Source organism: Paenibacillus sp. FSL W8-0439, from assembly GCF_038008995.1.
In the GTDB taxonomy this organism is placed as follows: domain Bacteria; phylum Bacillota; class Bacilli; order Paenibacillales; family Paenibacillaceae; genus Paenibacillus; species Paenibacillus polymyxa.
In genome coordinates this window covers 407,501-434,402 of the sequence record NZ_JBBPAK010000001.1, presented here as the reverse complement: position 1 = coordinate 434,402, position 26,902 = coordinate 407,501, and the positions used below count along the sequence as shown (strand labels likewise).

Here is a 26,902-nt window from a genome sequence, read left to right as displayed (position 1 = left end):
CACCTACGTTTTATGTCGTCATATGGAAAAGAATAGTTTAGACTTTAAAGAAAATTTGGTCCTTATTAACTAGAATCGGTATTACCGAAGATCAAATCGTTAAATATACCCTTACTTTTACAAACAGCTATAAGCTGCTGCACGTATTCTCAAATGGTGATACTCTTCCATATTGGGATCAAGCTGATGCATATAAACGACGGAGAACTGTTCGCTCGGATCTATAGAAACCCATGTGCCTGCCATTCCCGTCCAGCCAAATTCCCCAATCGAGCTGTTTGCATGACCAGCCGCTTTATCCATTAACGTACGCACGCCCAGTCCATAGCCATAACCTGTATGGTATGAATTGGTGAAATCCGATAGTTGGGCTGTACTCAGATGATTTGTGCGCATTAAATCAATGGTTTTTCTCCCCAATAGCCTCACACCGTCTACCATGCCGCCATTTGACAACATTTGTGAAAATGTCAGGTATTCTTTGACTGTCGAATATAAGCCTGCGCCTCCACCTTCATATATAGCATCTGGCTGATGATGTTCATCCAAGAAACCTTCAATTTTTTCAAGTTTTCCGGCGTCTGTCCGTTGATACATGGAGGCCATCCGCGATTCAATATCTCCACGATAACGGTAACCTGTATTGTTCATTCCAAGTGGATCAAAGATTTCATCCTTCAAAAATTGTCCTAATGATTTACCTGAAATGACTTCAATTAGACCTGCAACAAGATCATGTCCATATCCGTATAACCATCGTGTTCCCGGTTCAAATGCAAGCGGAACTTTAGAAAGCGCTTTAATTTCTGTACGCAGGTCATATTTCCCTTGCTTTTCCTTTAAAGCTGTAATGACCTTGTGCATAGCTTTTCCTGTTTCTGAAAACTCGGAAGCATAAGGAAGCCCCGCACTCATATTGAATATATGCTTAATTAAAATAGGATTATCCGCCTTGTCAACGTAGGTGTATCCGTTAGGAGCAGTTTTGAATACATACGAATCGCGATACTCAGGTAAATATTCACACAAAGGCTCATTCAATAAAAATTGTCCGCGTTCATACAGCATAAGGGCAGCCGCACATACAACAACCTTTGTCATGGAAAACAAGCGATACACGGTATCTTCAGTAATCGGTTTCCGAGTTTCCACATCAGCATATCCATGATATCCTTCATACAACACTTGGCCATTTTGTGCAATGGCACAACCACACCCTGCAGGTCCATTCGCTAAGAATTGTTGCAATAGCTGATCTACCTTGTCAAAACGAGACATTTTCATCCCTCCTATTTTCCTTCAAAAGAAACAAGCTTCCCCTCACGCTCTAATTCCTGTTCCAACAAGCTCAACCTGACTCCTTGTAAGCGCTTATTCCCTTGCATCTATTTTAACGGTAAACTTGGTAATTACAAAGATGATTTGTCATAATCAGATAGCTTTATACCAACAACTCTGCCACCGTCTCTTTCCAGCGATTGATCACCGATTCCGGCTCCTTGAGGCGAATTGTGACACCTGTCAAGATATCCGCATATTGGGCCGAATCCTCTCTAGCTGCGAAAACCCGTGCCGCAAATCGCTCACGCACATGCTTGGCTTCACGCAAAGCGGGCAGATGTTCCAGCGACAATCGCACATAATGTGCCTTTCCCCCGGTGAACACCGCAAGTGTCGCCTTCCCCGTACGGATCATGTTGCCCGTCGTGGTCGTACCGGGCCACAGTGCCAGACGCAGATTTTTCTCGTCCAGCGCTACAATCTCACCCACACTAATCATCGCTATGTGCGGCCACTGATCTTCCGTAACCGTCAACAGCATCATTGCTTCCTGTTGCTTGTGCTCCAACTCCTTGCCGTTCAGCAGCGTGAACAGTTCCTTACCGATCCTTGGCGTCTGCATGAAGTATAATCCCCTTTACATTTGGCCTATAACTTCAAAATACCATAAATTACGGCTACTTACGAACGACCCTATATCCGCTCTGGAATAGGAGGAACATGAGCAGCATCCGGAATATCTTGGGGGTTTATCTTGAACGCCGATTTATACTTTGCTGGATCAGTAATGCTATCCGGTTCTGAGGTTCGCCATGTGAACAGGCATACAGGGCATAACAAAACCTCCCAGGCACCTTTAACCGGCGAATGGGAAACGACTTCTGAACGATTGGACTCACAACGGGGACAAATATGCATCTGTCAGCACTCCTTTAAATTTTCTTTGTTTTTAAAAATATTTAGCGAAGCATTTGGCTCAACTTTTTCTCCCATTCCGCTACACCCAGCGGGGAATCGAGCGGCTGCGAGTAATGGCCTCTAATATCCGGTGCTACAGGTGTCGTCGCATCCAGTATCATTTTGTGCGTCATACCTGCCGGATCAGAGCCGGGGTCAAGCGGTAAAATAGACAAGCCAGGAACAATGACAGCATCATGCTTTGGATGAAGCTTGGTGGATAAAGCCCACATGACTTGCGGCAGATTGAACGGATCGACCTCCTCGTCCACCACAATCACCAGCTTGCAATACCCCAATCCATGCGGAGTCGTTAACGCACGCATTCCCACAGCCTTCGCAAAGCCGCCATACCGGGTTTTCGTGGAAATAATAGCGACCAGCCCATGCGTATACATGGCATTAACAGCTACGATTTCATTAGGAAAAGCATCCTTAAGCTGCTGAAACAACGGTACACTTGTATTCACACCGATCATATAATCCGTTTCCGTCCAAGGCATCCCGATGTACAGATGCTCAAAGATAGGCTGTTTGCGGTGATATACACGATTAATCTGAATGACTGGCATCGCGCGACCGCCGGAATAGTGACCTGTGAATTCACCGAATGGACCTTCATACTCACGTTCACCTGCTAACACTTCGCCTTCCAAAATGACCTCGGCTCCCCAAGGCAGATCCAGATCTGCATCCTTCGCTTTGACCACACGATAAGGCTCGCCCTGAATGGCGCCCGCCATCTCATATTCGGATTGATCGTACAGCAGCGGCGTAGAAGCAGCCGTGGTAATCACAGGCTCACATCCGAGGGCAATAGCCACCTTCAGATTTTCGCCACGCTCCTCAGCCTGACGGATATGGATCGCAATATCATGCTGTGGTACAGGCTGGATGCCCAAACGGTTCTTGCCTTTCACCTGCATCCGGTATAAGCCGACATTTTGCTTACCGTAGGTGTCCGGGTCATCCAGATCGCGTGAAATTAGAATTGCTTTATCCAAATAAAACCCTCCGTCCCCCTGATTCAAACGAAACAACGGCAAAATATCAAACAAATTAATATTCTCCGTAATTTCGACTTCATGAAAAGGAGCGGCTTCTTCCCGCTTCACGGGCACCGGAAATTGTTCATAGCGTCTGGCAAATTCAAAAAACTGCTCCTTGAGCGGCGTATTTTTGGGCATTCCCATCATGAGGGCATGATTGGGCCAGGAGCCCATCACATTCATTGCAATACGAGCATCCGTATATCCATAGATGTTGTTGAAAAAGAGAGCAGGCGTCTTATCTCCAAGATTGTTTAATGCTCTGTTAGCTGCTGCGAGGTCCGGCTCCGGCTTTACCTCATCGCTGATCGTGAGTAATTGTCCCTCCTTTTCCAAGGTGTGTAGAAAATCGCGAAAGTCTTTATAAGCCATCATTCATTCTCCTTCGTCTTTCGATTTCTCAATTCTGGTGCAGCCTGGAGTCATTCTGCTTCATCCCATCCCAGCGTTTGGCTGCGGTTGTGACAATACCGAACTGATCCAATGCGCGAAAAACAATATGATCCACTAATTCCTCGATACTTACAGGATGATTATAAAAGGCAGGCATCGGCGGCAGGATCATCACGCCCATACGTGACAGCTCCAGCATATTTTCCAGATGGATACTGCTTAATGGTGTTTCTCTGGTCATGAGCAGCAGCTTCTTTCGCTCCTTCAGTATCACATCCGCTGATCGGGTAAGCAGGTTGTCCGCCATACCGATACGAATAGAGGCAAGAGTCTTCATACTGCAAGGAGCGACGACCATACCATCTACCCGGAAGGAGCCGCTAGAAATACGTGCGGCCTGATCCTTATACGAGTAGACTGCATCCGCCATTGCCTCCACATCCTTCACCGTGTAGCCTGTCTCATAGGGAATGTTGGCAATAGCCCACGGGGATAGCACCAGATGGCTTTGGACTCCAGCCTCCCGTAATTTTTGCAATATACGGATACCAAAGATTGACCCTGTCGCTCCCGATATTCCTACAATGATTTTCTTCATATGTCCCCTCCTTCCATCCCATCGTTTTATGTTCACCCATGCATTACTGTCAAAAATTATACGCCCGTTCCCTGCACACGAAAAATATATATAATATATGTAATGCATACTTTAAAAGTATTTAAATCGAAGCGTTGTTTAGAAATGAGGAGGAATCCCCAGTGGACTTGAAGCATCTGCAATACTTTTGCGTCATCGTGGAGGAAGGGCAAATCACCAAGGCCGCCAGAACGCTCAACATGGCCCAGCCTCCACTGAGTCAACAACTCAAAAATATGGAGGACGAGCTTGGTGTAAAGCTGATTTACCGTAAAGGAAAGAAGTGGGAAGTTACCGAGGCCGGATATATACTGTATACACGCGCCAAACGATTATTGGCTGAAATGGAGGACACCTGTAGAGAAATTGGGGAGTTTGAAAACAGAGTAACCGGCACACTTGCCATAGGCACGTCATCCGCCTGTATGTCTCTGATTACTGAACAACTCAGTCACTTTCATCAGGTTTATCCAGAGGTATACGTTAAAATAGGACACGGAGACACACATCATCTGGAAGAGCTGCTGCATCAAAATAAAGTCGATCTGGCCCTGCTGCTGCTTCCGGTAGACGACAAATCGTACCATACGATTGAACTGGAGGGCGTTTCTTTTGTTGCGGTTCTTCCGTGTGAATGGGCAGATCGCCATCCCAGTGGGGAAATTACATTACAGGAAGCTGCCAGCTATGACCTCTTGTTGGGACGCCGAACAGAAGGATACGGACTATACGAAACCGTCATCCGCAAATTTCAGGAACACCATCTTATTCCGCGCGTCGTATTGGACTGTCCAGAAATATCGACCATTCTCTCGCTCGTTTCCACAGGCATGGGAATTACCATTATTCCAGACGCTGGCTTGGGACAAGAATACGGGGACAGATTTCGCACACTCTCCATTAAGGAGCCATTCCCTTTCACACAGCCTGCCGTCGTATGGCGCAAGGATCGTTATTTATCCAATGCAGCTCGCAAATTTGTTGAACTGCTACAAGCTGGAGACACGAAAAAGACTGTTCCCGAGTAGATGCTCTACCGCTCTACTCCTGAAACAGTCTGATGCTGTATGAACTTCCTTCATTCGGTCGTTGATACCAACTTATTTAACTCCTTGATGCCGATACTCGGTCGGAGTCATTCCACATTTGCGCCGAAATACCTGTGTAAAATGCCTCATATCTTGATATCCAATCCGCTCGGAAATATCAGCCAGCCGCAGATGAGGATCATTTAGCAGCCGCTTTGCCTCTTCCATACGCAATGAAATAACGTAATCCTTATAGCCTTGTCCCGTCTTTTGCTTGAATAACTGGCTGAAATACACCGGATTTAAAAATACGATTGAGGCCACTTTTTCCAGTGACAGCTCCTCTGTAAAATGAGCCCGGATATATTGCAATGCTACATCAACCGTATGCATACCCTTGCGGAGGCATTCTCCTGTATCCGCTGCTGCGGCTGCAATCTCCTCTGGTGTTCGTCTTAGTCGCGCTACCTCTTCAGGTATGGATGAGAAATTGTGGTGAACACCTGAACGTGTAATTTGCAGAGGCACCCTGACATAACGCTTCAAATGGGATTCAAGCAACGTCTCTAGCCGTGCAGCCTCTGCTTCATCCCTTAGCCTTGCAATCCCCAGCAGACTATGGCGGTCTAGACTAACGACAAAGCCGCTGCCTCCAGCCTCAATGAGCTCGGACAGTACATTTTCAATCATAAAATGCTCCAAATGCGTCTGCTTGTGGTCAGGTTCCATGCGAACCATAAAAAGATGGAATTCTGGATAATTTTCGACGAAAGGCTGTATATCCAGCTTACCCGTATCCAGTCCGAGCGCATAACGCTGGAAAACAGCTTCACGCAAATAAACCATATTGGATTTAAGAAGCCTGCCCTCGTTCGCCTGTTGCGAGGCCACAAGCGCTTCGGCTGCTAACATTTCAATGCATTCCAGTAGCTTCTTTTTACCGATTGGTTTTAACAGGTAGTCTTTGGCACCCAGCTTTACTGCCCTTTGCGCATATTGGAAGTCGGAATGGGCCGAAATGACAACCCACTGCAGATGAGGATGCTTTCGCTTGGAAATGCGCATGAATTCCAGACCATCCATACCGGGCATGAGGATATCGGTCAATACAATATCTACAGGATGCTCCGCCAGAATGCCTGCTGCTTCCTCGGTGGAAGCAGCGAGATGAATGCCGCAGGTTGGTAGTGCTTGGCCAATAGTACGCCGAATCCCCTGTCGAATCATATTCTCATCGTCAGCTATCAGAATATTCATGTTTCTCCTCCTTCTGTGGCAGAGGCACACTTACAGTGACTGTCGTTCCGGCCCCTGGTGCGCTGGAGATCCGTAGGCCGTACTCTTCTCCGAACATGTGCCGTAGCCGTAAATTTAGGTTTTGCAGGCCGATGCCTCCCGCCTGCCCGCTGCCCGCCTGTTTGCCGGGTTCTGCCAAAGCGACCTGGACCACCCCCCATCGTTCATATTCCATCCCTACACCGTTGTCGATGATGTGCAGGCTCAATACACCGCCATACTCCTCCGCTCTGACGAGCAGTGTGCCACCTGTATCTGCATGAAGAGGCTCCAGCCCATGTTTCACCGCATTTTCAATTAACGGCTGTAAGGTCATTTTAGGTAAACGGATATCCAGCCATCGTTCTTCAATGTGGACGTCAACAGATACCCTGCCCTCCAGCCGAGCCTGGATAATGGTGAGGTAGTAACCGACCTGCTCTACTTCTTCCCGAAGGCTCACATCGGCTCCCTCTTCCCAGTGACTGCTGTAACGGAACATATGGGATAAGGAGAGAACCACCTCACCGAGCTGATCCTGCCCCTTTTCATCCAGCATCCAATAGATCATATCCAGCGTATTGTACAGAAAATGTGGATTAACCTGCGTCTGCAGAGCGTGTAGCTCCGCATTTTTCTCGCTGACCGATGATATACGCACCAACTCAATCAGTTCTGCAATCTGCCTTACCATATGGTTGAAAGAGGTAGCCAACTGGTTGATTTCTTCATAGGATTCGATGTTTACCGTGTGGCGGAAATTGCCTGTCTCTACCCGTTTCATTTCCCGAATAACTCGTTTGAGCGGAAGGGAGATGCCCCTGGAGACGATAGACGCAATTAGCGCCGATACCATAATGAGTATAGGTGCCACGATAAATAAGTACCTTTGAGTTTGAGCCAGTTCCACATTCAGATCCTCGCTGGGTGTCACACTAATCACCGACCAATCGGCAAACGGAAGTTTGGAAGCGATTACAACTTTCTCATTATTCCGATCTACAATTACATCCTCCTCCGGGACCTGTGGCTCTAGATTTCGCAAATCTGGTGGTGGATCAGAAGAAGTAGCCGATACAATTCGATTTTCATGGCCCAACAGATAGACCTGACTATTAGTGCTCAGCCGTAAATTGTGGAGAGCGGACAATATTGAACGCGGTTCAGCCTCAAATAGAACAATACCAATCGGCTTGTGTTCATCCAGATCATAGAGCTGCCGTCCAAATGCAAACACAGGCCTAGTTTCCACTTGGTCGATGACAGAGTGAGGATAAACACCCAGCCATGCAATTTTGCCTGCCGACCTTCGAATTTCCCTGTACCATTCCGTATGCTCGTAATGAGTATCAATGACATTCATATAATTCCCATAATTGTATACCTTGCCTGTGTCTGTGATGACATGAATGCCGATTAGATCCTCGCGCGAATAGTAGATGGCTCCAAGGATATTCGTAATCGTACGTTCGTTGATGTAATTGACAGCAGGTAAATCACTATGATCTGTCGTCAGCAGACGAACCAAATCCATATTGTTGCTGATCGACTTGGAGAGACTGTTATAGCTGTCGAGCAGCAATTCGAACAGACCTGCCGTCTGAGATACATTTTTACGCGCAAGCTCACTGATCTTATCATGGAACTGCACCGTAGTACGGTTGTAAAATAATAGACTCACCGCCAGCACAATGCTGGACATGCTCAATAGGAACAGAACAAACAAGCGGTATTGAATGGATTGAAAACGGCGCATCATACCTCTGTGCGCTCCTTTCGCATCGGCCGCCTATCCTTTAACCGCTCCTGCAACCATGCCCTTGGTGATTTTTTCGGACAGGACAAAATAAATAATAATGACTGGTAAGGCCCCCATGACTAAAAAAGCACCAATGTTGCCATAATTCACAGAATACTGGCTGACGAACGTATATACGCCGAAAGGGAGCGTTTTTAGCTTTTCGGACGAGATAAAGGTGGCAGCCATAATGTATTCATTCCAAATATTAATGAAGGTTAAAATACACACTGTCATGATAGGCGGAATCGAGATGGGTAAGATTACACTGCGGAAGATACGATAGATGCTCGCTCCGTCAATGTAGGCGGATTCTTCAATTTCGTGGGGAATGGACCGCATAAAGCCGGATAGGATGAAGACCGCAATCGGTGTCTGAAAAGCAATGTAGGGTAAAATCAGCGAGAAATACGTATTCAGAATATGGACGTTTTTAAACATCACCATCAGCGGTAGCAGTGTAGCTTGCATGGGGATCATCATCCCGACCAAAAACAATGTCAGCACAACAGCCCCGAAACGCCAGCGAAAACGTGTAATTGCATAAGCAGTCATCGAGCTTAATACAATGACAAAAATCATTGTAACCCCGGTCACCAGCACACTGTTTCCTAAATAACGCAAGTAGCTCCCTGATTCATAGGCTTCCTGGTAGTTGTGCCACTGGGGCACTTGAGGGAGTGCAAAGAAGCTTGAACTTAATATCTCTTCATTCGTCTTCAACGAATAGGTCAGCAGCCAAAAGAGTGGATACAGCTGGGTGACCACTAAGACGGCCAACAGGGAGAAAACCCCCATTTTTTTCAAAGCGTTCAACAGTCCCATCCCCTTTAGCTTACCTTATTTTCTATTCGTTTGAAAACAAAATTTATCACAATTGTAAATGACAAGCAGATTACTACAAGAAACGAAGCCAATGCACTGCCATACCCGTATTTCATAGATAAAAAGGACATATTGTACATATACGTGGATACTGTATCCGTCGCATGGGCTGGTCCTCCACCCGTCATCACCCAGATCAAATCAAACGATTGCAAGGACCCGATAAAGGCTAATACAATAGATATTTTGAAAATAGGCACAATGAGCGGCAACGTAATGTAACGGTCTGCTTTGAATCCTTCTGCCCCATCAATTTTAGCTGCTTCATACAGCTCATTGGGTATGTTTTGTACCCCAGTAAACTGGATAAGCAAATGGTAGCCAAAATATTGCCACAACGATACAAAATATAGAGCATACATTGCTATCTGCGGTTCTGTCAGCCAAGAGCGTGTCCAGCTTTCCAGTCCGACCGCCATCAATATACCGTTCAGCATCCCACCCATCGAGGCCGGATTATAGATCGTTTTCCACAACTGCCCGATAATGACTACCGATAGAATGACCGGCAGAAAATACATCGTTACCAATGTATTTGCCTTACGCACATAACGATTGAGTAAAATGGCCAGCAGCAGACAGAATGGAATTTCCAGCATGGAAAATACAGCGAACATCATCGTCCGCTTCACGGACGGCCAGAACACTGGATCGGCTGTAAAAATTCGTTTGAAATTAGCCAGCCCCACAAACTTCGCCTCTGCAATTCCGTTCCAATCCAGCAACCCGCAATACACAGATACCAGAATCGGAACAAATACCATACAGGTATACAGCAACAGGCAGGGCAGCACGAAAACGGCAATCGTGCGTGCCGGCACCTTCAGTACATTCATGCTCTAATCTCCTTTGTGTTGATTCGAAGCATCTTTCTGGGAATGCTCAGCCATATGTGATTCCGAATCAGGGAAGGGAACTTTCGCTCCCTCCCCTCAAGTCTGCTACTCCAGGATTTCGCAAAATTCGATTCCAGTCGCTCCAAAGTGCAATATCTAGACGAACTAGGCCATTTCGATCTATACATTCTTCATTGGAAGCCACCTATTGGATGTTTGCAAAATTCTCAATTATTTATTTGCTTCAAAAGTGTTCTGATGTTCCTTCGCAACTTGCGCAGAGTCTTCTTGTTGTACAAACAGGTTTTGAATGCTACTTAGATGCGCCTGTGCAATAGCCGGATTCATCGTATTATCAAAAGCAAGGTCCCCTCCTTTTACATTTTTGAACAGCTCATTGAGACTAATGGCTAACTCGGAATAACCCGCTTCCTTCAGATCACCTTTCATTTTCTGACCGCTGCCAATTGCATTCTTCAGATCAAACTGAATCTTGGGCATCTCTGTAATAAAATAGTGCAGAAAGTCCTTCGTCTCCTGTAAATGTTCACTATTCGCAGATACCGCAAACGCGCTACCCGGCGCAATGACATACTCATTCACATTCCCTTTGCCATTCACCGTAGGGAATTGAAACGCTCCGACCTTACCCGCTACCGGGGAGGCATCAATAGAACCTGTTTCCCAGGTGCCCATAATATACATTGCAGCTTTCCCTGTTTTAAAAATATTACCGCCTGCATTATAGTCAATAGATGTAGCTCCATCAGGGAAAGCCCCGGCCTGCACCAATTCCTGAAATGCATCCACAGCTTCCACAAAAGCCGGGTCATTAAACGTCTTTTTGCCATCCAGCACATCATTGAGGAAATTTGGTCCTTCATTTGTACGCAACAGAATATTCATAAAAAGGAGGGAACCGGTCCATGAATCCTTTTCCCCAATAGCAATTGGAGTAATTCCCTTTGCCTTCAGTGTCTTCACCGTTGTTATCAGCTCATCAAAGGTGGTCGGCAACTTTTGAATTCCCGCCTGCTCGAACAATTCTTTATTGTAAAAGACCACTTCTATATTGTTACCATCTGGAAAAGCGTAAAGCTTATCATCGAAGCTATAGTAGTTAAGAAGGCCATCCTGAAACGTATCTTTTAACCCCTCTTTATCAGCTACATCATTTAATGGTGCCAGTAGCCCGGCATCTACGAATGGCTTCATCTGTGCAGCCGGATTTACAATCGTAATATCCGGTACTTCCTTCGCTGCTGCTTGTGTTTTCAGCTTGAGCTTTTGCTGATCTGTATTTAGCGAATCCAATTCAATTTTGACATGAGGATGATTCTGCTCGTATTGACTTACAATCTGCTTTATCATTTTGTATGAAGGGGTGCTCGGATCAGGATTGATGTTTTGAAAGGTAATCGTCACATCCTTCGTTACATTGCCTCCACCCTTTTCCCCTGAATTTCCCGGACTTGCGCTCTGTCCGTTATTACAAGCTGCCAGCGTCAATGCCAAGGCGCCCGCCGCCACAACGGCAAACGCTTTCATTTTTACTCTGCTCATGTTCCTTTTCCTCCTCTGGTTGAAGCATTGCGCAATTTATCCTCCTAGTCGGTGGACACTCAATGCCCGCTTGTTCTTTTCATTATGTTACATAGAAAAGACGTGAACAATGCGTGAACTTAAGGAGAAGGGTTTGTTTTTTTAAGCCCTCATTTGCGTGCTTCAAAATTCATTCATATCATAACTTGCAATTTATCTAGAAGACAGGCATAATATGAATAAGATCTTTATTTGATAATGATTATCATTATTAAATGATAAATACACATAGACTTTAAAGGAGGCAGGACCGCAGTGAAAGAAGCTTTTAGTAAAACCTCCCTGCATATCGATGATTATTTGGATCTTCTCAATCTTGCCGTACAAGTCGGAGATACAAAGTGGCAAAAGGAAATTACCCGTAAACTTCAAGCCTTAAGTGTCCTCCAGACAGAAGAGGTTGAAATAGATTAACATCGCACAATGCTGGATCTCAGTTGAAACAGCACGTCAAGCAGCCCTATACAAGGAACAACCAGAATATATTAGTGCTTTTAACCAAAGGCATGGCATGAGCCTTTCATGTGGACGATAAATAAATCGGTTATACAAAAAGAGCACAACCATTAAGGCTGTGCTCTTTTTTCTGTGCTTGGCAACGTCCTACTCTCCCAGGACCCTGCGGTCCAAGTACCATCGGCGCTGGAGGGCTTAACGGTCGTGTTCGGGATGGGTACGTGTGGAACCCCTCCGCTATCGCCACCAAACATGAATTTGCCTCGCAAATTCTTCCGTAAGGTTATTCGCTTCAGCACAGATCGTGTGAATGAATAGCTATACGCTTGTCGTATGTACTTCTACATACCTTCAAGGTTACACCCTGAAAACTGGATCCGAAACTTCATTGCGTCTTATCTTAGGATAAGCCCTCGACCGATTAGTATTGGTCAGCTCCATGCATTACTGCACTTCCACCCCCAACCTATCTACCTCGTCGTCTTCAAGGGGTCTTACATACTGGGAAATCTCATCTTGAGGGGGGCTTCACGCTTAGATGCTTTCAGCGCTTATCCCTTCCGTACATAGCTACCCAGCGGTGCTCCTGGCGGAACAACTGGTACACCAGCGGTACGTCCATCCCGGTCCTCTCGTACTAAGGACAGCTCCTCTCAAATTTCCTACGCCCACGACAGATAGGGACCGAACTGTCTCACGACGTTCTGAACCCAGCTCGCGTACCGCTTTAATGGGCGAACAGCCCAACCCTTGGGACCTACTTCAGCCCCAGGATGCGATGAGCCGACATCGAGGTGCCAAACCTCCCCGTCGATGTGGACTCTTGGGGGAGATAAGCCTGTTATCCCCAGGGTAGCTTTTATCCGTTGAGCGATGGCCCTTCCATGCGGTACCACCGGATCACTAAGCCCGACTTTCGTCCCTGCTCGACTTGTAGGTCTCGCAGTCAAGCTCCCTTCTGCCTTTGCACTCTTCGAATGATTTCCAACCATTCTGAGGGAACCTTGGGGCGCCTCCGTTACTCTTTAGGAGGCGACCGCCCCAGTCAAACTGCCCACCTGACACTGTCCTCGTACCGGATCACGGTACCAAGTTAGAACCTAGATACGATCAGGGTGGTATCCCAAGGATGCCTCCCCTCAAGCTGGCGCTCAAGGTTCAACGGCTCCCACCTATCCTGTACAGATCGTACCCAAATTCAATATCAAGCTGCAGTAAAGCTCCATGGGGTCTTTCCGTCTTGTCGCGGGTAACCTGCATCTTCACAGGTATTAAAATTTCACCGGATCTCTCGTTGAGACAGCGCCCAAGTCGTTACGCCATTCGTGCGGGTCAGAATTTACCTGACAAGGAATTTCGCTACCTTAGGACCGTTATAGTTACGGCCGCCGTTTACTGGGGCTTCGGTTCATAGCTTCGCCCGAAGGCTTACCACTCCCCTTAACCTTCCAGCACCGGGCAGGCGTCAGCCCGTATACTTCGCCTTGCGGCTTCGCACAGACCTGTGTTTTTGCTAAACAGTCGCTTGGGCCTTTTCACTGCGGCCCCCTCGGGCTATTCACCCTACCGAGGCACCCCTTCTCCCGAAGTTACGGGGTCATTTTGCCGAGTTCCTTAACGAGAGTTCTTCCGCGCGCCTTAGAATTCTCTTCTCGCCTACCTGTGTCGGTTTGCGGTACGGGCACCTTCTCCTGGCTAGAGGCTTTTCTTGGCAGTCTGAGATCATGACCTTCGCTACTATAATTTTCGCTCCCCATCACAGCCCAGCCTTCACGATGTGCGGATTTGCCTACACATCAGCCTCACTGCTTAGACGGACATCCATCAGTCCGCGTCACTACCCTACTGCGTCACCCCATCGCTCATAACGGATTACGGTGGTACAGGAATTTCGACCTGTTGTCCTTCGACTACGCCTATCGGCCTCGCCTTAGGTCCCGACTTACCCTGAGCGGACGAACCTTCCTCAGGAACCCTTAGGCTTTCGGCGGATCTGATTCTCACAGATCTTTTCGTTACTCATACCGGCATTCTCACTTGAATGCAGTCCAGCGCTCCTTCCGGTACACCTTCAACCCGCATTCAACGCTCCCCTACCCCTGATGCAAAGCATCAAGCCATAGCTTCGGTGGTGTGTTTAGCCCCGTTACATTTTCGGCGCAGAGTCACTCGACCAGTGAGCTATTACGCACTCTTTCAATGGTGGCTGCTTCTAAGCCAACATCCTGGTTGTCTGTGCAACTCCACATCCTTTCCCACTTAACACACACTTGGGGACCTTAGCTGATGGTCTGGGCTGTTTCCCTTTCGACAATGGATCTTAGCACTCACTGTCTGACTCCCGGAACTAAATCTATGGCATTCGGAGTTTGACTGAGCTTGGTAACCCTTGCGGGCCCCGCACCCAATCAGTGCTCTACCTCCACGATTCTTCTTTCCGAGGCTAGCCCTAAAGCTATTTCGGGGAGAACCAGCTATCTCCGGGTTCGATTGGAATTTCTCCGCTACCCCCACCTCATCCCCGCATTTTTCAACATGCGTGGGTTCGGGCCTCCAGTGCGTGTTACCGCACCTTCACCCTGGACAGGGGTAGATCACCCGGTTTCGGGTCTACGTCCACGTACTCATTCGCCCTATTCAGACTCGCTTTCGCTGCGGCTTCAGCTCTTCACCTTAACCTTGCACGGGAACGTAACTCGCCGGTTCATTCTACAAAAGGCACGCCATCACCCATAGATCGGGCTCTGACTTCTTGTAAGCACACGGTTTCAGGATCTATTTCACTCCCCTTCCGGGGTGCTTTTCACCTTTCCCTCACGGTACTGCTTCACTATCGGTCGCCAGGGAGTATTTAGCCTTGGCAGATGGTCCTGCCGGATTCATACGGGGTTTCACGTGCCCCGCACTACTCGGGATCCGTCTCGGAGGGAACGGGTTTTGAACTACAGGGCTTTTACCTTCTCTGGCGGGCCTTTCCAGACCTCTTCATCTAACCGGTTCCTTTGTAACTCCATGTGAGACGTCCCACAACCCCAAGGAGCAAGCTCCTTGGTTTGGGCTAATCCGCGTTCGCTCGCCGCTACTGACGGAATCACTATTGTTTTCTCTTCCTCAGGGTACTTAGATGTTTCAGTTCCCCTGGTCTGCCTCTCACTCACCTATGAATTCAGTGAGTAGTGACTGTCGATGAAGACAGCCGGGTTTCCCCATTCGGACATCCCCGGATCAAAGCTTGCTTACAGCTCCCCGAGGCCTTATCGTTGTTCGCCACGTCCTTCGTCGGCTCCTGGCGCCTAGGCATCCTCCGTGTGCTCTTTGTAGCTTAACCTAGACTTTTCTTTTACAGAAAGAAAATGTCGATGTTCAATAAGAATGTGATTTTTGCCAAAGGCAAAATAACTTTCCTTATTTGCTACCTTTATTTCACTTGTTTACACAAGATCAGCTTAAAGGAATATTCTAAAACGCAATTTCGTTTCGGTATCCAGTTTTCAAGGTGCAATTCGCTTCGTCGAAGCGAAGCCCGATGAATATTTCGGTTCCACACGATGTGTGAATGAAACATTCGTCGAAGCTTGAGAGTTTGAACTCTCAAAACTGAGCAACGAGTGAGCAAGTCCAGGATATTCATTTCATTCACACGAATGTGATGAATCGAATTGAATATCCGGTTGCAGGTATATACACCTGCTGATTTGAATGTTTCCATCGCAGGAAACGATTCTCCATAGAAAGGAGGTGATCCAGCCGCACCTTCCGATACGGCTACCTTGTTACGACTTCACCCCAATCATCTACCCCACCTTCGGCGGCTGGCTCCTTGCGGTTACCTCACCGACTTCGGGTGTTGTAAACTCTCGTGGTGTGACGGGCGGTGTGTACAAGACCCGGGAACGTATTCACCGCGGCATGCTGATCCGCGATTACTAGCAATTCCGACTTCATGTAGGCGAGTTGCAGCCTACAATCCGAACTGAGACCGGCTTTTCTAGGATTGGCTCCACCTCGCGGCTTCGCTTCCCGTTGTACCGGCCATTGTAGTACGTGTGTAGCCCAGGTCATAAGGGGCATGATGATTTGACGTCATCCCCACCTTCCTCCGGTTTGTCACCGGCAGTCTGCTTAGAGTGCCCAGCTTGACCTGCTGGCAACTAAGCATAAGGGTTGCGCTCGTTGCGGGACTTAACCCAACATCTCACGACACGAGCTGACGACAACCATGCACCACCTGTCTCCTCTGTCCCGAAGGAAAGGCCTATCTCTAGACCGGTCAAAGGGATGTCAAGACCTGGTAAGGTTCTTCGCGTTGCTTCGAATTAAACCACATACTCCACTGCTTGTGCGGGTCCCCGTCAATTCCTTTGAGTTTCAGTCTTGCGACCGTACTCCCCAGGCGGAATGCTTAATGTGTTAACTTCGGCACCAAGGGTATCGAAACCCCTAACACCTAGCATTCATCGTTTACGGCGTGGACTACCAGGGTATCTAATCCTGTTTGCTCCCCACGCTTTCGCGCCTCAGCGTCAGTTACAGCCCAGAGAGTCGCCTTCGCCACTGGTGTTCCTCCACATCTCTACGCATTTCACCGCTACACGTGGAATTCCACTCTCCTCTTCTGCACTCAAGCTCCCCAGTTTCCAGTGCGACCCGAAGTTGAGCCTCGGGATTAAACACCAGACTTAAAGAGCCGCCTGCGCGCGCTTTACGCCCAATAATTCCGGACAACGCTTGCCCCCTACGTATTACCGCGGCTGCTGGCACGTAGTTAGCCGGGGCTTTCTTCTCAGGTACCGTCACCTCAAGAGCAGTTACTCTCTCAAGCGTTCTTCCCTGGCAACAGAGCTTTACGATCCGAAAACCTTCATCACTCACGCGGCGTTGCTCCGTCAGGCTTTCGCCCATTGCGGAAGATTCCCTACTGCTGCCTCCCGTAGGAGTCTGGGCCGTGTCTCAGTCCCAGTGTGGCCGATCACCCTCTCAGGTCGGCTACGCATCGTCGCCTTGGTAGGCCTTTACCCCACCAACTAGCTAATGCGCCGCAGGCCCATCCACAAGTGACAGATTGCTCCGCCTTTCCTCCTTCTCCCATGCAGGAAAAGGATGTATCGGGTATTAGCTACCGTTTCCGGTAGTTATCCCTGTCTTGTGGGCAGGTTGCCTACGTGTTACTCACCCGTCCGCCGCTAGGTTAATTAGAAGCAAGCTTCTAATTAACCCCGCTCGACTTGCATGTATTAGGCACGCCGCCAGCGTTCGTCCTGAGCCAGGATCAAACTCTCCATTAAAGACCAACTGAAGTTGGTTATAGAAAGAGCGATTAGCTCATTTTGAAACTGACGAGATAAAATATCTCTTTGTTTGATTTTGCGAACAAAATCAGTTTACTCACTCGTTGTTCAGTTTTCAAAGATCAAATTCTTTTTCGCTGCGTTTTTCAGCAGCTATAAGATCATATCATATTCATTTCAAAAACGCAAGGGTTATTTTCTTCTTCTTTTCAAAGATTATTTCACCCTGTTTATTCTCTTTTGAAACGGCTGTTTTGTTGTCAGCTAAAATAATATATCATTTTCAACCACAGAATACAACTTGTAATAAATGTAAATTGACCATTGCCTAAAACTCTTTTCGACTGCTAATCAACTATTTATCAACATGATTGCTATTTTAAAAACCACTATTATCGTTGGCTTGCCGCTAAATCCGTCGATTCTTTTTTAGATATCTATGATATTCGTTCCTTTTATTCGCTTGTTCTCAGAAGACTTTACAATTAGACGGAGTCTTTTAGCCCCGCCTAACAAGCTCATAATTTATAGTCTGCAAATCTCATGGGCACATTGACCATACGAAGGGCAACAGCACATAGCACGCAACACCTTGAGATCGTGAATGACGATTTTTCCGTCTCTCGTATCCAAGGTACCCTGCTCTTTCAGCGAGCTCAGCATCCGGTTCACACTCTCGCGCGTTGCTCCAATCATCTCACCCAGTTCGGAGTGACTTAACTTCATATTCAGTAAAATGCCATCCTTCACAGCTACGCCACATGTATTACTTGCACGGATTAACGTAGACGCTAGTGCCCCCGTTTTACCATACAACAGTAAGTCCCGAAACCGTGATTGCATAATTCGTTGCTTCATTGCCATCCACTGTATAAACTGAAGCGCCATTTCCCCATGCTTAGACAGGAGCGACTCCAGATCCTTAACAAGCACGACACCTAATTCACACACATCGGCTGTTTCTGCAGTGCAACTATACTCTTCCCCATCTATCCCACTAAACTCCCCGATTAAATCGCCTTGGTGCTGAATAGTCAGAATCAATTCTTTACCGTCTTCTGTCGACTTACGGAGTTTAACATGACCCGAATGTATATAATAAAGCTGCTCCGCATCATCACCCTCTCGGAAAAGCATAACGCCTGCCTTTACCTTCTTCCAGGACATGATATCTTTTAACAGTTCAAAATGCTCTTCCGTCAGAAAAAGCTGAATCCCCGTGCGCTGCGTTTCGTCCCTAAACCGTTCCATACAAGTGGCTTGCATATTAGCGTCCTCCTCGTGTTTACCTGATATCTTTATCATAATGTTTTAATTCCTGGGTTGTTATCGGGAGAACACCTGATTTTGCACCTCCCTACTCCCTGATTTGCAGTGATAAATATCACTTCCAGGATTATCTAACGCCCCATTTATCGGCCCACCTCTTATTGATTACCCAGTCTAATGAAAAGTCAGTGTTTCCTGCGCCTATAGATCAGGGGGTTCCCTGAATTACTTTTGTACCTGTCAGAATTACAATAAATTAGAGCTACAGTTGGTTAAGATAAAGGATGTGTCTTCTATGCTACAAATAACGGATGAAATGCGAAATGAACTGAACCAGTTGCGAGATCATGTTTATGGAGATCTCACCGCCCTTGCATTTATGTCTAAGTCAGGGGGTAAGTTGCATTGGTATTATGCCTCCGGCAGCCGAAACAATCGCTATCGCCTTATTTCTTTTAAAGTTGGGCATGGGATCGCCGGGATGGCTGTTCGTCTTGGACGTACTGTGACCGTTAGTGCTTTAATATCAGGCAGTATACGTTTACGTCAAGAATGTGCGCTTATGCTGGCCGAACAGTTACATTCTGCAGTAGCCATTCCCTTTTCCAGTACAGGAGACTTGCCAAACGGTGTGCTACTTGTCGGTAACCGTGAAGTGAGAACATTCACCGAATCTGATGTAGCCAAGGCCACTCAAGTCGCTCATCGCCTTGGCCAGCTATGTGCCCCCCTCTCACTCCATAGATTGATATTTGAAGAAAACTAAAATTATAAATATAAGTGAACATGAACAGCTCATCTAACTATCTCTGTTGATTGAAATCCCTAAAATTTGCTATGATTATGACAAAACGCACGGTTTTTTTACCGTTCGAGGGGATGACTAATTGATTCGTATACTAGTAGTGGATGATCATGTTGTCGTACGTTCTGGCCTCATGGCCCTATTGGACGGCAAAAACGGTATTAAGGTAGTAGGAGATGCAGCAGACGGGGATGAAGCAATCCGCAAAGCGGTGGAGCTACAACCTGATGTCGTGCTCATGGATTTTAGTATGCCACCTGGCAAAGATGGCCTCACGGCAACCACCGAATTAAAAAAACAGTTGCCGGATACAGAAGTGCTTATTTTAACGATGCATGATGATGAGGAATATCTGTTCCGAGCCATTCAAGCCGGAGCATCTGGATATATTTTAAAAAGTGCACCTCATGAGGAATTACTCGCTGCCATCCAGTCTGTGGCCGAAGGCAGTGCCTATCTATACCCCAATGCAACCAAACGCCTGATGAGTGAATATCTGGACAAAATCAAACAAGAGGGCATAGCCGGGCCGTATGAATCCCTGTCTGAGCGGGAAAAAGAGATCCTATCATGGGTAGCCAAAGGATATGCCAACAAGGAAATTGCCGAACACCTGGTGATTAGCGTCAAAACCGTAGAGTCCCACAAAAGCAACCTTATGGAGAAGCTTAACTTGAAAACACGGCCTGAGTTGGTCAAATTTGCACTGAAAAAGGGGTTGCTCCATTATGAATGAACCTTCTAACCCTTTACTGCAGCCCGCCTTTGGGGAGTCAACCGATAAACTACTGAATGATTTGGAAATTCATATACCAGATTCTCCTTTTCTCCATGTACTGCGTAGTTCTCTCCACCAGCTATCCAATCTAAAATTTGCTCTAGATACATCTTCCATCGTTGCTCTGACCGATCATCGAGGAATTATTCAGTACGTAAACGATAAGTTCTGTGAGATTTCACAATATAGTCGTGAAGAATTGATCGGGCAGGATCATCGTCTCATTAATTCGGGCTATCATACTCGAGCCTTCATGAAGAACCTGTGGACTACGATCCGTTCTGGTGAGGTATGGCAGGGAGAAATACGAAATCGTGCTAAAGATAACAGCTACTACTGGGTGAATACTACGATTGTTCCATTTATGGACGAGGAAGGTAAACCCTATCAGTACTTAGCGATCCGTAATGAAGTAACTAAATTAAAAAAAGTAGAGGCAGAGCTTCAGACCATGATGACGCAAGTCATGCAAATACAGGAGGAAGAGCGTAAACGTTTTTCAAGAGAGCTTCATGATGGGATTGGTCAAAGCCTGTTTTCACTTATTATTCAACTAGATAGCCAACTAGCTGAACAACCCAACGCTACTTTGGAAAATTTGCGTGCACAGGTAACCGATATCATTAAAGATGTTCGTGGCCTAGCGTGGGAACTTCGTCCCTCAGTTCTGGATGATTTGGGTGTCGTACCGGCCCTAAGAACTTATATTGAAAATTTCTGTTCGCATTACGGAATCGAAGTGCATTTTCAATGTACTTTACGTAAACGCCTTGATATCCGAAAAGAAATAGCAATCTATAGAATTGTACAGGAAGCACTGACGAATGTGGCTAAATACGCAGATGTAGCAGAAGCATACGTTGATGTAGAGGATCAAGACGAAATAATAAAAGTAACTATTCGGGATGAGGGTATGGGCTTCTGTGGAGAATCCAAAGGAGAGGGAGTTGGATTGTTCAGCATGGAAGAACGAGCTAGAGGAGTAGGCGGCTTCTTGAGCATGACCTCTGCTCCAAATCAGGGAACCTCCATACAGCTGACCATACCAGTGTAAAACCTGTGTACTAGATCAGTTATCGGTGTATACTCACTGCAGGAGCAGAAGGAATACACCGATAGCAAGGATTATCGATAGTCAACACTTTTATAGAATCTATGGAAGATAAACATACAAAAAAAGAGAGAGCTCTGTCCCCAGACAGGCTCTCTTTATTTATAAGGTGTCACCACTGAGGCAACAAGAATCCGCTATAGCAAAAAGCGGGTGATGGGAATCGAACCCACGCTACCAGCTTGGAAGGCTGGAGTTCTACCATTGAACTACACCCGCAAATCAGTATCGGGATGACACGATTTGAACATGCGACCCCCTGGTCCCAAACCAGGTGCTCTACCAAGCTGAGCTACATCCCGACATTATACATTTTTTAATAAATGGCGCGCCCTGAGAGATTCGAACTCCCGGCCTTTTGATTCGTAGTCAAACGCTCTATCCAGCTGAGCTAAGGGCGCATATTTAGTTCCATAATGAGCAGTCAAGGCGCCACCCAGATTTGAACTGGGGATGAAGCTTTTGCAGAGCTTTGCCTTACCACTTGGCTATGGCGCCGTATGGATAATGGAGCGGACGACGGGAATCGAACCCGCGACCCTCGCCTTGGCAAGGCGATGCTCTACCGCTGAGCCACGTCCGCAAAATATGGTGCGGTCGAGAGGACTCGAACCTCCACGGGGGGTTAGCCCACACGGACCTGAACCGTGCGCGTCTGCCAATTCCGCCACGACCGCAAAATAACTTATAAATGGTGAGCCATGAAGGACTCGAACCTTCGACACCCTGATTAAAAGTCAGGTGCTCTACCAACTGAGCTAATGGCTCTTAATGGCTGGGGATATAGGATTTGAACCTATGCATGACGGAGTCAAAGTCCGTTGCCTTACCGCTTGGCTAATCCCCATTAAATTAAGAATCAAAGGGCGGCCGATGGGGCTTGAACCCACGAATGCCGGAGTCACAGTCCGGTGCGTTAACCACTTCGCCACGACCGCCATATGATTATAAAAAGACTGGTGGAGGATGATGGATTCGAACCACCGAACCCGTAAGGGAGCAGATTTACAGTCTGATGCGTTTGGCCACTTCGCTAATCCTCCAAAATGGTGCCGGCGAGAGGACTTGAACCCCCAACCTACTGATTACAAGTCAGTTGCTCTACCAATTGAGCTACACCGGCAAATTGCCAATTCCCACTTGAAAGGTGGCTCGGGACGGAATCGAACCGCCGACACGAGGATTTTCAGTCCTCTGCTCTACCGACTGAGCTACCGAGCCATGTTTTATTTTACAATTATATCATATAGTTTACACTATATGTAGTTAAAATGGCGGAACTGACGGGATTCGAACCCGCGATCTCCTGCGTGACAGGCAGGCATGTTAGGCCTCTACACCACAGTTCCAGAGGCATTTCCAATAGGAAATTAATTGCGGGGGCAGGATTTGAACCTACGACCTTCGGGTTATGAGCCCGACGAGCTACCGAACTGCTCCACCCCGCGACATCAAAGGTATTTCTTAATACTATTAATGGTGGAGGCTGAGGGGATCGAACCCCCGACCCTCTGCTTGTAAGGCAGATGCTCTCCCAGCTGAGCTAAGCCTCCATAATTATGACCCGTAGGGGATTCGAACCCCTGTTACCTCCGTGAAAGGGAGGTGTCTTAACCCCTTGACCAACGGGCCTTGCAAAATGAATTCTGATTTAATAATTTTGTGGCGGAGAGAGAGGGATTCGAACCCTCGCACCACTTACGCAGTCTAACCCCTTAGCAGAGGGTCCCCTTATAGCCACTTGGGTATCTCTCCGAGTAGCGGCAGAGGGGATCGAACCCCCGACCTCACGGGTATGAACCGTACGCTCTAGCCAGCTGAGCTACGCCGCCACCTTATATATAAAATTCAGAAGTATTGAAATATGGCTCCCCGAACAGGACTCGAACCTGTGACAACTCGATTAACAGTCGAGTGCTCTACCAACTGAGCTATCAGGGAATATTGGTGGAGCCAAGGGGGATCGAACCCCTGACCTCCTGCGTGCAAGGCAGGCGCTCTCCCAGCTGAGCTATAGCCCCAAACTTTTAGTCAATCTAGAAATGGTGGGCCTTAGTGGACTCGAACCACCGACCTCACCCTTATCAGGGGTGCGCTCTAACCAGCTGAGCTAAAGGCCCTAATTCATTAAATTTTATCATCCTTTAAAGGATTTTGCTTGGCGGCGTCCTACTCTCCCAGGACCCTGCGGTCCAAGTACCATCGGCGCTGGAGGGCTTAACGGTCGTGTTCGGGATGGGTACGTGTGGAACCCCTCCGCTATCGCCACCAAACATGAATTTACACCGTAAATTCCTTCGTAAGATTATTCGGTTCATCACAGATTCTGTGAATGAATCACCATACGCTTGTTGTATGTACTTCTACATACTTTCAAGGTTACACCCTGAAAACTGGATCCGAAACTTCATTGCGTTTTATCTTTAGGATAAGCCCTCGACCGATTAGTATTGGTCAGCTCCATGCATTACTGCACTTCCACCCCCAACCTATCTACCTCGTCGTCTTCAAGGGGTCTTACATACTGGGAAATCTCATCTTGAGGGGGGCTTCACGCTTAGATGCTTTCAGCGCTTATCCCTTCCGTACATAGCTACCCAGCGGTGCTCCTGGCGGAACAACTGGTACACCAGCGGTACGTCCATCCCGGTCCTCTCGTACTAAGGACAGCTCCTCTCAAATTTCCTACGCCCACGACAGATAGGGACCGAACTGTCTCACGACGTTCTGAACCCAGCTCGCGTACCGCTTTAATGGGCGAACAGCCCAACCCTTGGGACCTACTTCAGCCCCAGGATGCGATGAGCCGACATCGAGGTGCCAAACCTCCCCGTCGATGTGGACTCTTGGGGGAGATAAGCCTGTTATCCCCAGGGTAGCTTTTATCCGTTGAGCGATGGCCCTTCCATGCGGTACCACCGGATCACTAAGCCCGACTTTCGTCCCTGCTCGACTTGTAGGTCTCGCAGTCAAGCTCCCTTCTGCCTTTGCACTCTTCGAATGATTTCCAACCATTCTGAGGGAACCTTGGGGCGCCTCCGTTACTCTTTAGGAGGCGACCGCCCCAGTCAAACTGCCCACCTGACACTGTCCTCGCACCGGATCACGGTACCAAGTTAGAACCTAGATACGATCAGGGTGGTATCCCAAGGATGCCTCCCTTCAAGCTGGCGCTCAAAGTTCTACGGCTCCCACCTATCCTGTACAGATCGTACCCAAATTCAATATCAAGCTGCAGTAAAGCTCCATGGGGTCTTTCCGTCTTGTCGCGGGTAACCTGCATCTTCACAGGTATTAAAATTTCACCGGATCTCTCGTTGAGACAGCGCCCAAGTCGTTACGCCATTCGTGCGGGTCAGAATTTACCTGACAAGGAATTTCGCTACCTTAGGACCGTTATAGTTACGGCCGCCGTTTACTGGGGCTTCGGTTCATAGCTTCGCCCGAAGGCTTACCACTCCCCTTAACCTTCCAGCACCGGGCAGGCGTCAGCCCGTATACTTCGCCTTGCGGCTTCGCACAGACCTGTGTTTTTGCTAAACAGTCGCTTGGGCCTTTTCACTGCGGCCCCCTCGGGCTATTCACCCTACCGAGGCACCCCTTCTCCCGAAGTTACGGGGTCATTTTGCCGAGTTCCTTAACGAGAGTTCTTCCGCGCGCCTTAGAATTCTCTTCTCGCCTACCTGTGTCGGTTTGCGGTACGGGCACCTTCTCCTGGCTAGAGGCTTTTCTTGGCAGTCTGAGATCATGACCTTCGCTACTATAATTTTCGCTCCCCATCACAGCCCAGCCTTCACGATGTGCGGATTTGCCTACACATCAGCCTCACTGCTTAGACGGACATCCATCAGTCCGCGTCACTACCCTACTGCGTCACCCCATCGCTCATAACGGATTACGGTGGTACAGGAATTTCGACCTGTTGTCCTTCGACTACGCCTATCGGCCTCGCCTTAGGTCCCGACTTACCCTGAGCGGACGAACCTTCCTCAGGAACCCTTAGGCTTTCGGCGGATCTGATTCTCACAGATCTTTTCGTTACTCATACCGGCATTCTCACTTGAATGCAGTCCAGCGCTCCTTCCGGTACACCTTCAACCCGCATTCAACGCTCCCCTACCCCTGATGCAAAGCATCAAGCCATAGCTTCGGTGGTGTGTTTAGCCCCGTTACATTTTCGGCGCAGAGTCACTCGACCAGTGAGCTATTACGCACTCTTTCAATGGTGGCTGCTTCTAAGCCAACATCCTGGTTGTCTGTGCAACTCCACATCCTTTCCCACTTAACACACACTTGGGGACCTTAGCTGATGGTCTGGGCTGTTTCCCTTTCGACAATGGATCTTAGCACTCACTGTCTGACTCCCGGAACTAAATCTATGGCATTCGGAGTTTGACTGAGCTTGGTAACCCTTGCGGGCCCCGCACCCAATCAGTGCTCTACCTCCACGATTCTTCTTTCCGAGGCTAGCCCTAAAGCTATTTCGGGGAGAACCAGCTATCTCCGGGTTCGATTGGAATTTCTCCGCTACCCCCACCTCATCCCCGCATTTTTCAACATGCGTGGGTTCGGGCCTCCAGTGCGTGTTACCGCACCTTCACCCTGGACAGGGGTAGATCACCCGGTTTCGGGTCTACGTCCACGTACTCATTTGCCCTATTCAGACTCGCTTTCGCTGCGGCTTCAGCTCTTCACCTTAACCTTGCACGGGAACGTAACTCGCCGGTTCATTCTACAAAAGGCACGCCATCACCCATAGATCGGGCTCTGACTTCTTGTAAGCACACGGTTTCAGGATCTATTTCACTCCCCTTCCGGGGTGCTTTTCACCTTTCCCTCACGGTACTGCTTCACTATCGGTCGCCAGGGAGTATTTAGCCTTGGCAGATGGTCCTGCCGGATTCATACGGGGTTTCACGTGCCCCGCACTACTCGGGATCCGTCTCGGAGGGAACAAGTTTTGAACTACAGGGCTTTTACCTTCTCTGGCGGGCCTTTCCAGACCTCTTCATCTAACCGGTTCCTTTGTAACTCCATGTGAGACGTCCCACAACCCCAAGGAGCAAGCTCCTTGGTTTGGGCTAATCCGCGTTCGCTCGCCGCTACTGACGGAATCACTATTGTTTTCTCTTCCTCAGGGTACTTAGATGTTTCAGTTCCCCTGGTCTGCCTCTCACTCACCTATGAATTCAGTGAGTAGTGACTGTCGATGAAGACAGCCGGGTTTCCCCATTCGGACATCCCCGGATCAAAGCTTGCTTACAGCTCCCCGAGGCTTTATCGTTGTTCGCCACGTCCTTCGTCGGCTCCTGGCGCCTAGGCATCCTCCGTGTGCTCTTTGTAGCTTAACCTAGTATTTACATCGTAAATACGATTTGCTTTGAATTTCGGTTCAACACTCACGTGTGAATGAAATTCAAGGCAGCTACCTTTATTTCACTTGTTTACACAAGA

Annotated in this window: 16 protein-coding genes, 21 tRNA genes and 5 rRNA genes; 5 read left to right on the top strand and 37 right to left on the bottom strand. The window is 47.9% G+C overall.

Going from position 1 to position 26,902, the window contains the following annotated elements:
- Nucleotides 1-117 precede the first annotated feature (117 nt).
- The 5 genes from MKX36_RS01920 to MKX36_RS01900 all read right to left on the bottom strand — a co-directional run bounded on the left by MKX36_RS01920 (nucleotide 118) and on the right by MKX36_RS01900 (nucleotide 4,278).
- Nucleotides 118-1,278 carry a serine hydrolase domain-containing protein gene (locus MKX36_RS01920; RefSeq protein WP_017427171.1) on the bottom strand — a complete coding sequence of 387 codons (1,161 nt, stop codon included), beginning with the start codon at nucleotides 1,276-1,278 and terminating at the stop codon, nucleotides 118-120.
- A gap of 163 nt (nucleotides 1,279-1,441) precedes the next feature.
- Nucleotides 1,442-1,903, bottom strand: a complete 462-nt coding sequence (locus tag MKX36_RS01915; protein ID WP_016818873.1) for a hypothetical protein — start codon at nucleotides 1,901-1,903, stop codon at nucleotides 1,442-1,444.
- A gap of 71 nt (nucleotides 1,904-1,974) precedes the next feature.
- The gene (locus tag MKX36_RS01910; RefSeq protein ID WP_340864118.1) at nucleotides 1,975-2,199 is read right to left on the bottom strand and encodes a non-oxidative hydroxyarylic acid decarboxylases subunit D; all 225 of its coding nucleotides are present in this window, start codon (nucleotides 2,197-2,199) and stop codon (nucleotides 1,975-1,977) included.
- A 41-nt stretch (nucleotides 2,200-2,240) separates the two neighbouring features.
- Nucleotides 2,241-3,659, bottom strand: a complete 1,419-nt coding sequence (locus MKX36_RS01905) for a non-oxidative hydroxyarylic acid decarboxylases subunit C (protein ID WP_025363806.1) — start codon at nucleotides 3,657-3,659, stop codon at nucleotides 2,241-2,243.
- A gap of 28 nt (nucleotides 3,660-3,687) precedes the next feature.
- A complete protein-coding gene (locus MKX36_RS01900; RefSeq protein ID WP_340864117.1) occupies nucleotides 3,688-4,278 on the bottom strand; it encodes a UbiX family flavin prenyltransferase in 591 nt (196 codons plus the stop codon).
- 161 nt (nucleotides 4,279-4,439) lie between these two features.
- Here MKX36_RS01900 and MKX36_RS01895 point away from each other — a divergent pair, with 161 nt between their 5' ends.
- Entirely contained in the window at nucleotides 4,440-5,345 is a 906-nt protein-coding gene (locus tag MKX36_RS01895) for a LysR family transcriptional regulator (protein ID WP_340864116.1), read from the top strand.
- A 72-nt stretch (nucleotides 5,346-5,417) separates the two neighbouring features.
- Here MKX36_RS01895 and MKX36_RS01890 read toward each other — a convergent pair whose 3' ends face one another.
- The 5 genes from MKX36_RS01890 to MKX36_RS01870 all read right to left on the bottom strand — a co-directional run bounded on the left by MKX36_RS01890 (nucleotide 5,418) and on the right by MKX36_RS01870 (nucleotide 11,702).
- Entirely contained in the window at nucleotides 5,418-6,602 is a 1,185-nt protein-coding gene (locus MKX36_RS01890; RefSeq protein ID WP_025363804.1) for a response regulator, read from the bottom strand.
- Entirely contained in the window at nucleotides 6,583-8,379 is a 1,797-nt protein-coding gene (locus tag MKX36_RS01885; RefSeq protein WP_340864115.1) for a sensor histidine kinase, read from the bottom strand. The genes MKX36_RS01890 and MKX36_RS01885 overlap by 20 nt, the downstream gene beginning before the upstream one ends.
- A gap of 30 nt (nucleotides 8,380-8,409) precedes the next feature.
- Nucleotides 8,410-9,243, bottom strand: a complete 834-nt coding sequence (locus MKX36_RS01880; protein WP_371317264.1) for a carbohydrate ABC transporter permease — start codon at nucleotides 9,241-9,243, stop codon at nucleotides 8,410-8,412.
- Between the two features lie 5 nt (nucleotides 9,244-9,248).
- Nucleotides 9,249-10,139 carry a carbohydrate ABC transporter permease gene (locus MKX36_RS01875; RefSeq protein ID WP_019685896.1) on the bottom strand — a complete coding sequence of 297 codons (891 nt, stop codon included), beginning with the start codon at nucleotides 10,137-10,139 and terminating at the stop codon, nucleotides 9,249-9,251.
- A gap of 231 nt (nucleotides 10,140-10,370) precedes the next feature.
- Nucleotides 10,371-11,702: an extracellular solute-binding protein gene (locus MKX36_RS01870; RefSeq protein WP_016818882.1), complete on the bottom strand. Its 1,332-nt coding sequence runs from the start codon at nucleotides 11,700-11,702 to the stop codon at nucleotides 10,371-10,373.
- Between the two features lie 294 nt (nucleotides 11,703-11,996).
- On the opposite strand from MKX36_RS01870, the gene MKX36_RS01865 reads away from it, so the two are divergent.
- Nucleotides 11,997-12,155, top strand: coding sequence for a hypothetical protein (locus tag MKX36_RS01865; RefSeq protein WP_016818883.1), 159 nt, complete (start codon nucleotides 11,997-11,999; stop codon nucleotides 12,153-12,155).
- A gap of 176 nt (nucleotides 12,156-12,331) precedes the next feature.
- Here MKX36_RS01865 and rrf (MKX36_RS01860) read toward each other — a convergent pair.
- The 4 genes from rrf (MKX36_RS01860) to MKX36_RS01845 all read right to left on the bottom strand — a co-directional run bounded on the left by rrf (MKX36_RS01860) (nucleotide 12,332) and on the right by MKX36_RS01845 (nucleotide 18,751).
- Nucleotides 12,332-12,448, bottom strand: a 5S ribosomal RNA gene (gene rrf / locus MKX36_RS01860).
- Nucleotides 12,449-12,598: 150 nt separating this feature from the next.
- A 23S ribosomal RNA gene (locus MKX36_RS01855) occupies nucleotides 12,599-15,525 on the bottom strand.
- A 403-nt stretch (nucleotides 15,526-15,928) separates the two neighbouring features.
- Nucleotides 15,929-17,482, bottom strand: a 16S ribosomal RNA gene (locus MKX36_RS01850).
- The 16S, 23S and 5S rRNA genes sit together here, the layout of an rRNA operon.
- Before the next feature lie 528 nt (nucleotides 17,483-18,010).
- Complete coding sequence (locus MKX36_RS01845; protein ID WP_017428697.1) at nucleotides 18,011-18,751, bottom strand: Crp/Fnr family transcriptional regulator; 741 nt, start codon at nucleotides 18,749-18,751, stop codon at nucleotides 18,011-18,013.
- 298 nt (nucleotides 18,752-19,049) lie between these two features.
- On the opposite strand from MKX36_RS01845, the gene MKX36_RS01840 reads away from it, so the two are divergent.
- The 3 genes from MKX36_RS01840 to MKX36_RS01830 all read left to right on the top strand — a co-directional run bounded on the left by MKX36_RS01840 (nucleotide 19,050) and on the right by MKX36_RS01830 (nucleotide 21,391).
- Nucleotides 19,050-19,520: a GAF domain-containing protein gene (locus MKX36_RS01840; protein ID WP_340864114.1), complete on the top strand. Its 471-nt coding sequence runs from the start codon at nucleotides 19,050-19,052 to the stop codon at nucleotides 19,518-19,520.
- A gap of 121 nt (nucleotides 19,521-19,641) precedes the next feature.
- Nucleotides 19,642-20,295: a response regulator gene (locus MKX36_RS01835; RefSeq protein WP_013369023.1), complete on the top strand. Its 654-nt coding sequence runs from the start codon at nucleotides 19,642-19,644 to the stop codon at nucleotides 20,293-20,295.
- A complete protein-coding gene (locus tag MKX36_RS01830) occupies nucleotides 20,288-21,391 on the top strand; it encodes a PAS domain-containing sensor histidine kinase (protein WP_340864113.1) in 1,104 nt (367 codons plus the stop codon). The genes MKX36_RS01835 and MKX36_RS01830 overlap by 8 nt, the downstream gene beginning before the upstream one ends.
- A 205-nt stretch (nucleotides 21,392-21,596) precedes the next feature.
- On the opposite strand, the gene MKX36_RS01825 is transcribed toward MKX36_RS01830, so the two are convergent.
- The 23 genes from MKX36_RS01825 to MKX36_RS01715 form a co-directional block, all read right to left on the bottom strand.
- Nucleotides 21,597-21,667: transfer RNA gene (locus MKX36_RS01825), tRNA-Gly, on the bottom strand.
- A 9-nt stretch (nucleotides 21,668-21,676) separates the two neighbouring features.
- Nucleotides 21,677-21,750: transfer RNA gene (locus tag MKX36_RS01820), tRNA-Pro, on the bottom strand.
- A 22-nt stretch (nucleotides 21,751-21,772) separates the two neighbouring features.
- Nucleotides 21,773-21,849 (bottom strand) — tRNA-Arg (locus tag MKX36_RS01815).
- A 26-nt stretch (nucleotides 21,850-21,875) separates the two neighbouring features.
- Nucleotides 21,876-21,946: transfer RNA gene (locus MKX36_RS01810), tRNA-Cys, on the bottom strand.
- Between the two features lie 10 nt (nucleotides 21,947-21,956).
- Nucleotides 21,957-22,031 (bottom strand) — tRNA-Gly (locus MKX36_RS01805).
- A gap of 6 nt (nucleotides 22,032-22,037) precedes the next feature.
- Nucleotides 22,038-22,125, bottom strand: a tRNA-Leu gene (locus MKX36_RS01800).
- A gap of 15 nt (nucleotides 22,126-22,140) precedes the next feature.
- Nucleotides 22,141-22,216 (bottom strand) — tRNA-Lys (locus MKX36_RS01795).
- 4 nt (nucleotides 22,217-22,220) lie between these two features.
- Nucleotides 22,221-22,295 (bottom strand) — tRNA-Gln (locus tag MKX36_RS01790).
- 18 nt (nucleotides 22,296-22,313) lie between these two features.
- A tRNA-His gene (locus MKX36_RS01785) sits at nucleotides 22,314-22,386 on the bottom strand.
- A gap of 19 nt (nucleotides 22,387-22,405) precedes the next feature.
- A tRNA-Tyr gene (locus tag MKX36_RS01780) sits at nucleotides 22,406-22,491 on the bottom strand.
- A gap of 4 nt (nucleotides 22,492-22,495) precedes the next feature.
- Nucleotides 22,496-22,571, bottom strand: a tRNA-Thr gene (locus MKX36_RS01775).
- 25 nt (nucleotides 22,572-22,596) lie between these two features.
- Nucleotides 22,597-22,669: transfer RNA gene (locus MKX36_RS01770), tRNA-Phe, on the bottom strand.
- A 51-nt stretch (nucleotides 22,670-22,720) separates the two neighbouring features.
- Nucleotides 22,721-22,797 (bottom strand) — tRNA-Asp (locus MKX36_RS01765).
- A 25-nt stretch (nucleotides 22,798-22,822) separates the two neighbouring features.
- Nucleotides 22,823-22,896 (bottom strand) — tRNA-Met (locus tag MKX36_RS01760).
- 29 nt (nucleotides 22,897-22,925) lie between these two features.
- A tRNA-Val gene (locus MKX36_RS01755) sits at nucleotides 22,926-23,001 on the bottom strand.
- A 7-nt stretch (nucleotides 23,002-23,008) separates the two neighbouring features.
- Nucleotides 23,009-23,080, bottom strand: a tRNA-Glu gene (locus MKX36_RS01750).
- A 31-nt stretch (nucleotides 23,081-23,111) separates the two neighbouring features.
- A tRNA-Ser gene (locus MKX36_RS01745) sits at nucleotides 23,112-23,203 on the bottom strand.
- A gap of 3 nt (nucleotides 23,204-23,206) precedes the next feature.
- Nucleotides 23,207-23,280 (bottom strand) — tRNA-Met (locus tag MKX36_RS01740).
- A 33-nt stretch (nucleotides 23,281-23,313) separates the two neighbouring features.
- Nucleotides 23,314-23,389, bottom strand: a tRNA-Asn gene (locus MKX36_RS01735).
- 4 nt (nucleotides 23,390-23,393) lie between these two features.
- A tRNA-Ala gene (locus MKX36_RS01730) sits at nucleotides 23,394-23,469 on the bottom strand.
- A 22-nt stretch (nucleotides 23,470-23,491) separates the two neighbouring features.
- Nucleotides 23,492-23,568, bottom strand: a tRNA-Ile gene (locus tag MKX36_RS01725).
- Nucleotides 23,569-23,604: 36 nt separating this feature from the next.
- Nucleotides 23,605-23,721 (bottom strand): 5S ribosomal RNA (gene rrf / locus MKX36_RS01720).
- Between the two features lie 151 nt (nucleotides 23,722-23,872).
- Nucleotides 23,873-26,799 (bottom strand): 23S ribosomal RNA (locus MKX36_RS01715).
- Nucleotides 26,800-26,902 lie beyond the last annotated feature (103 nt).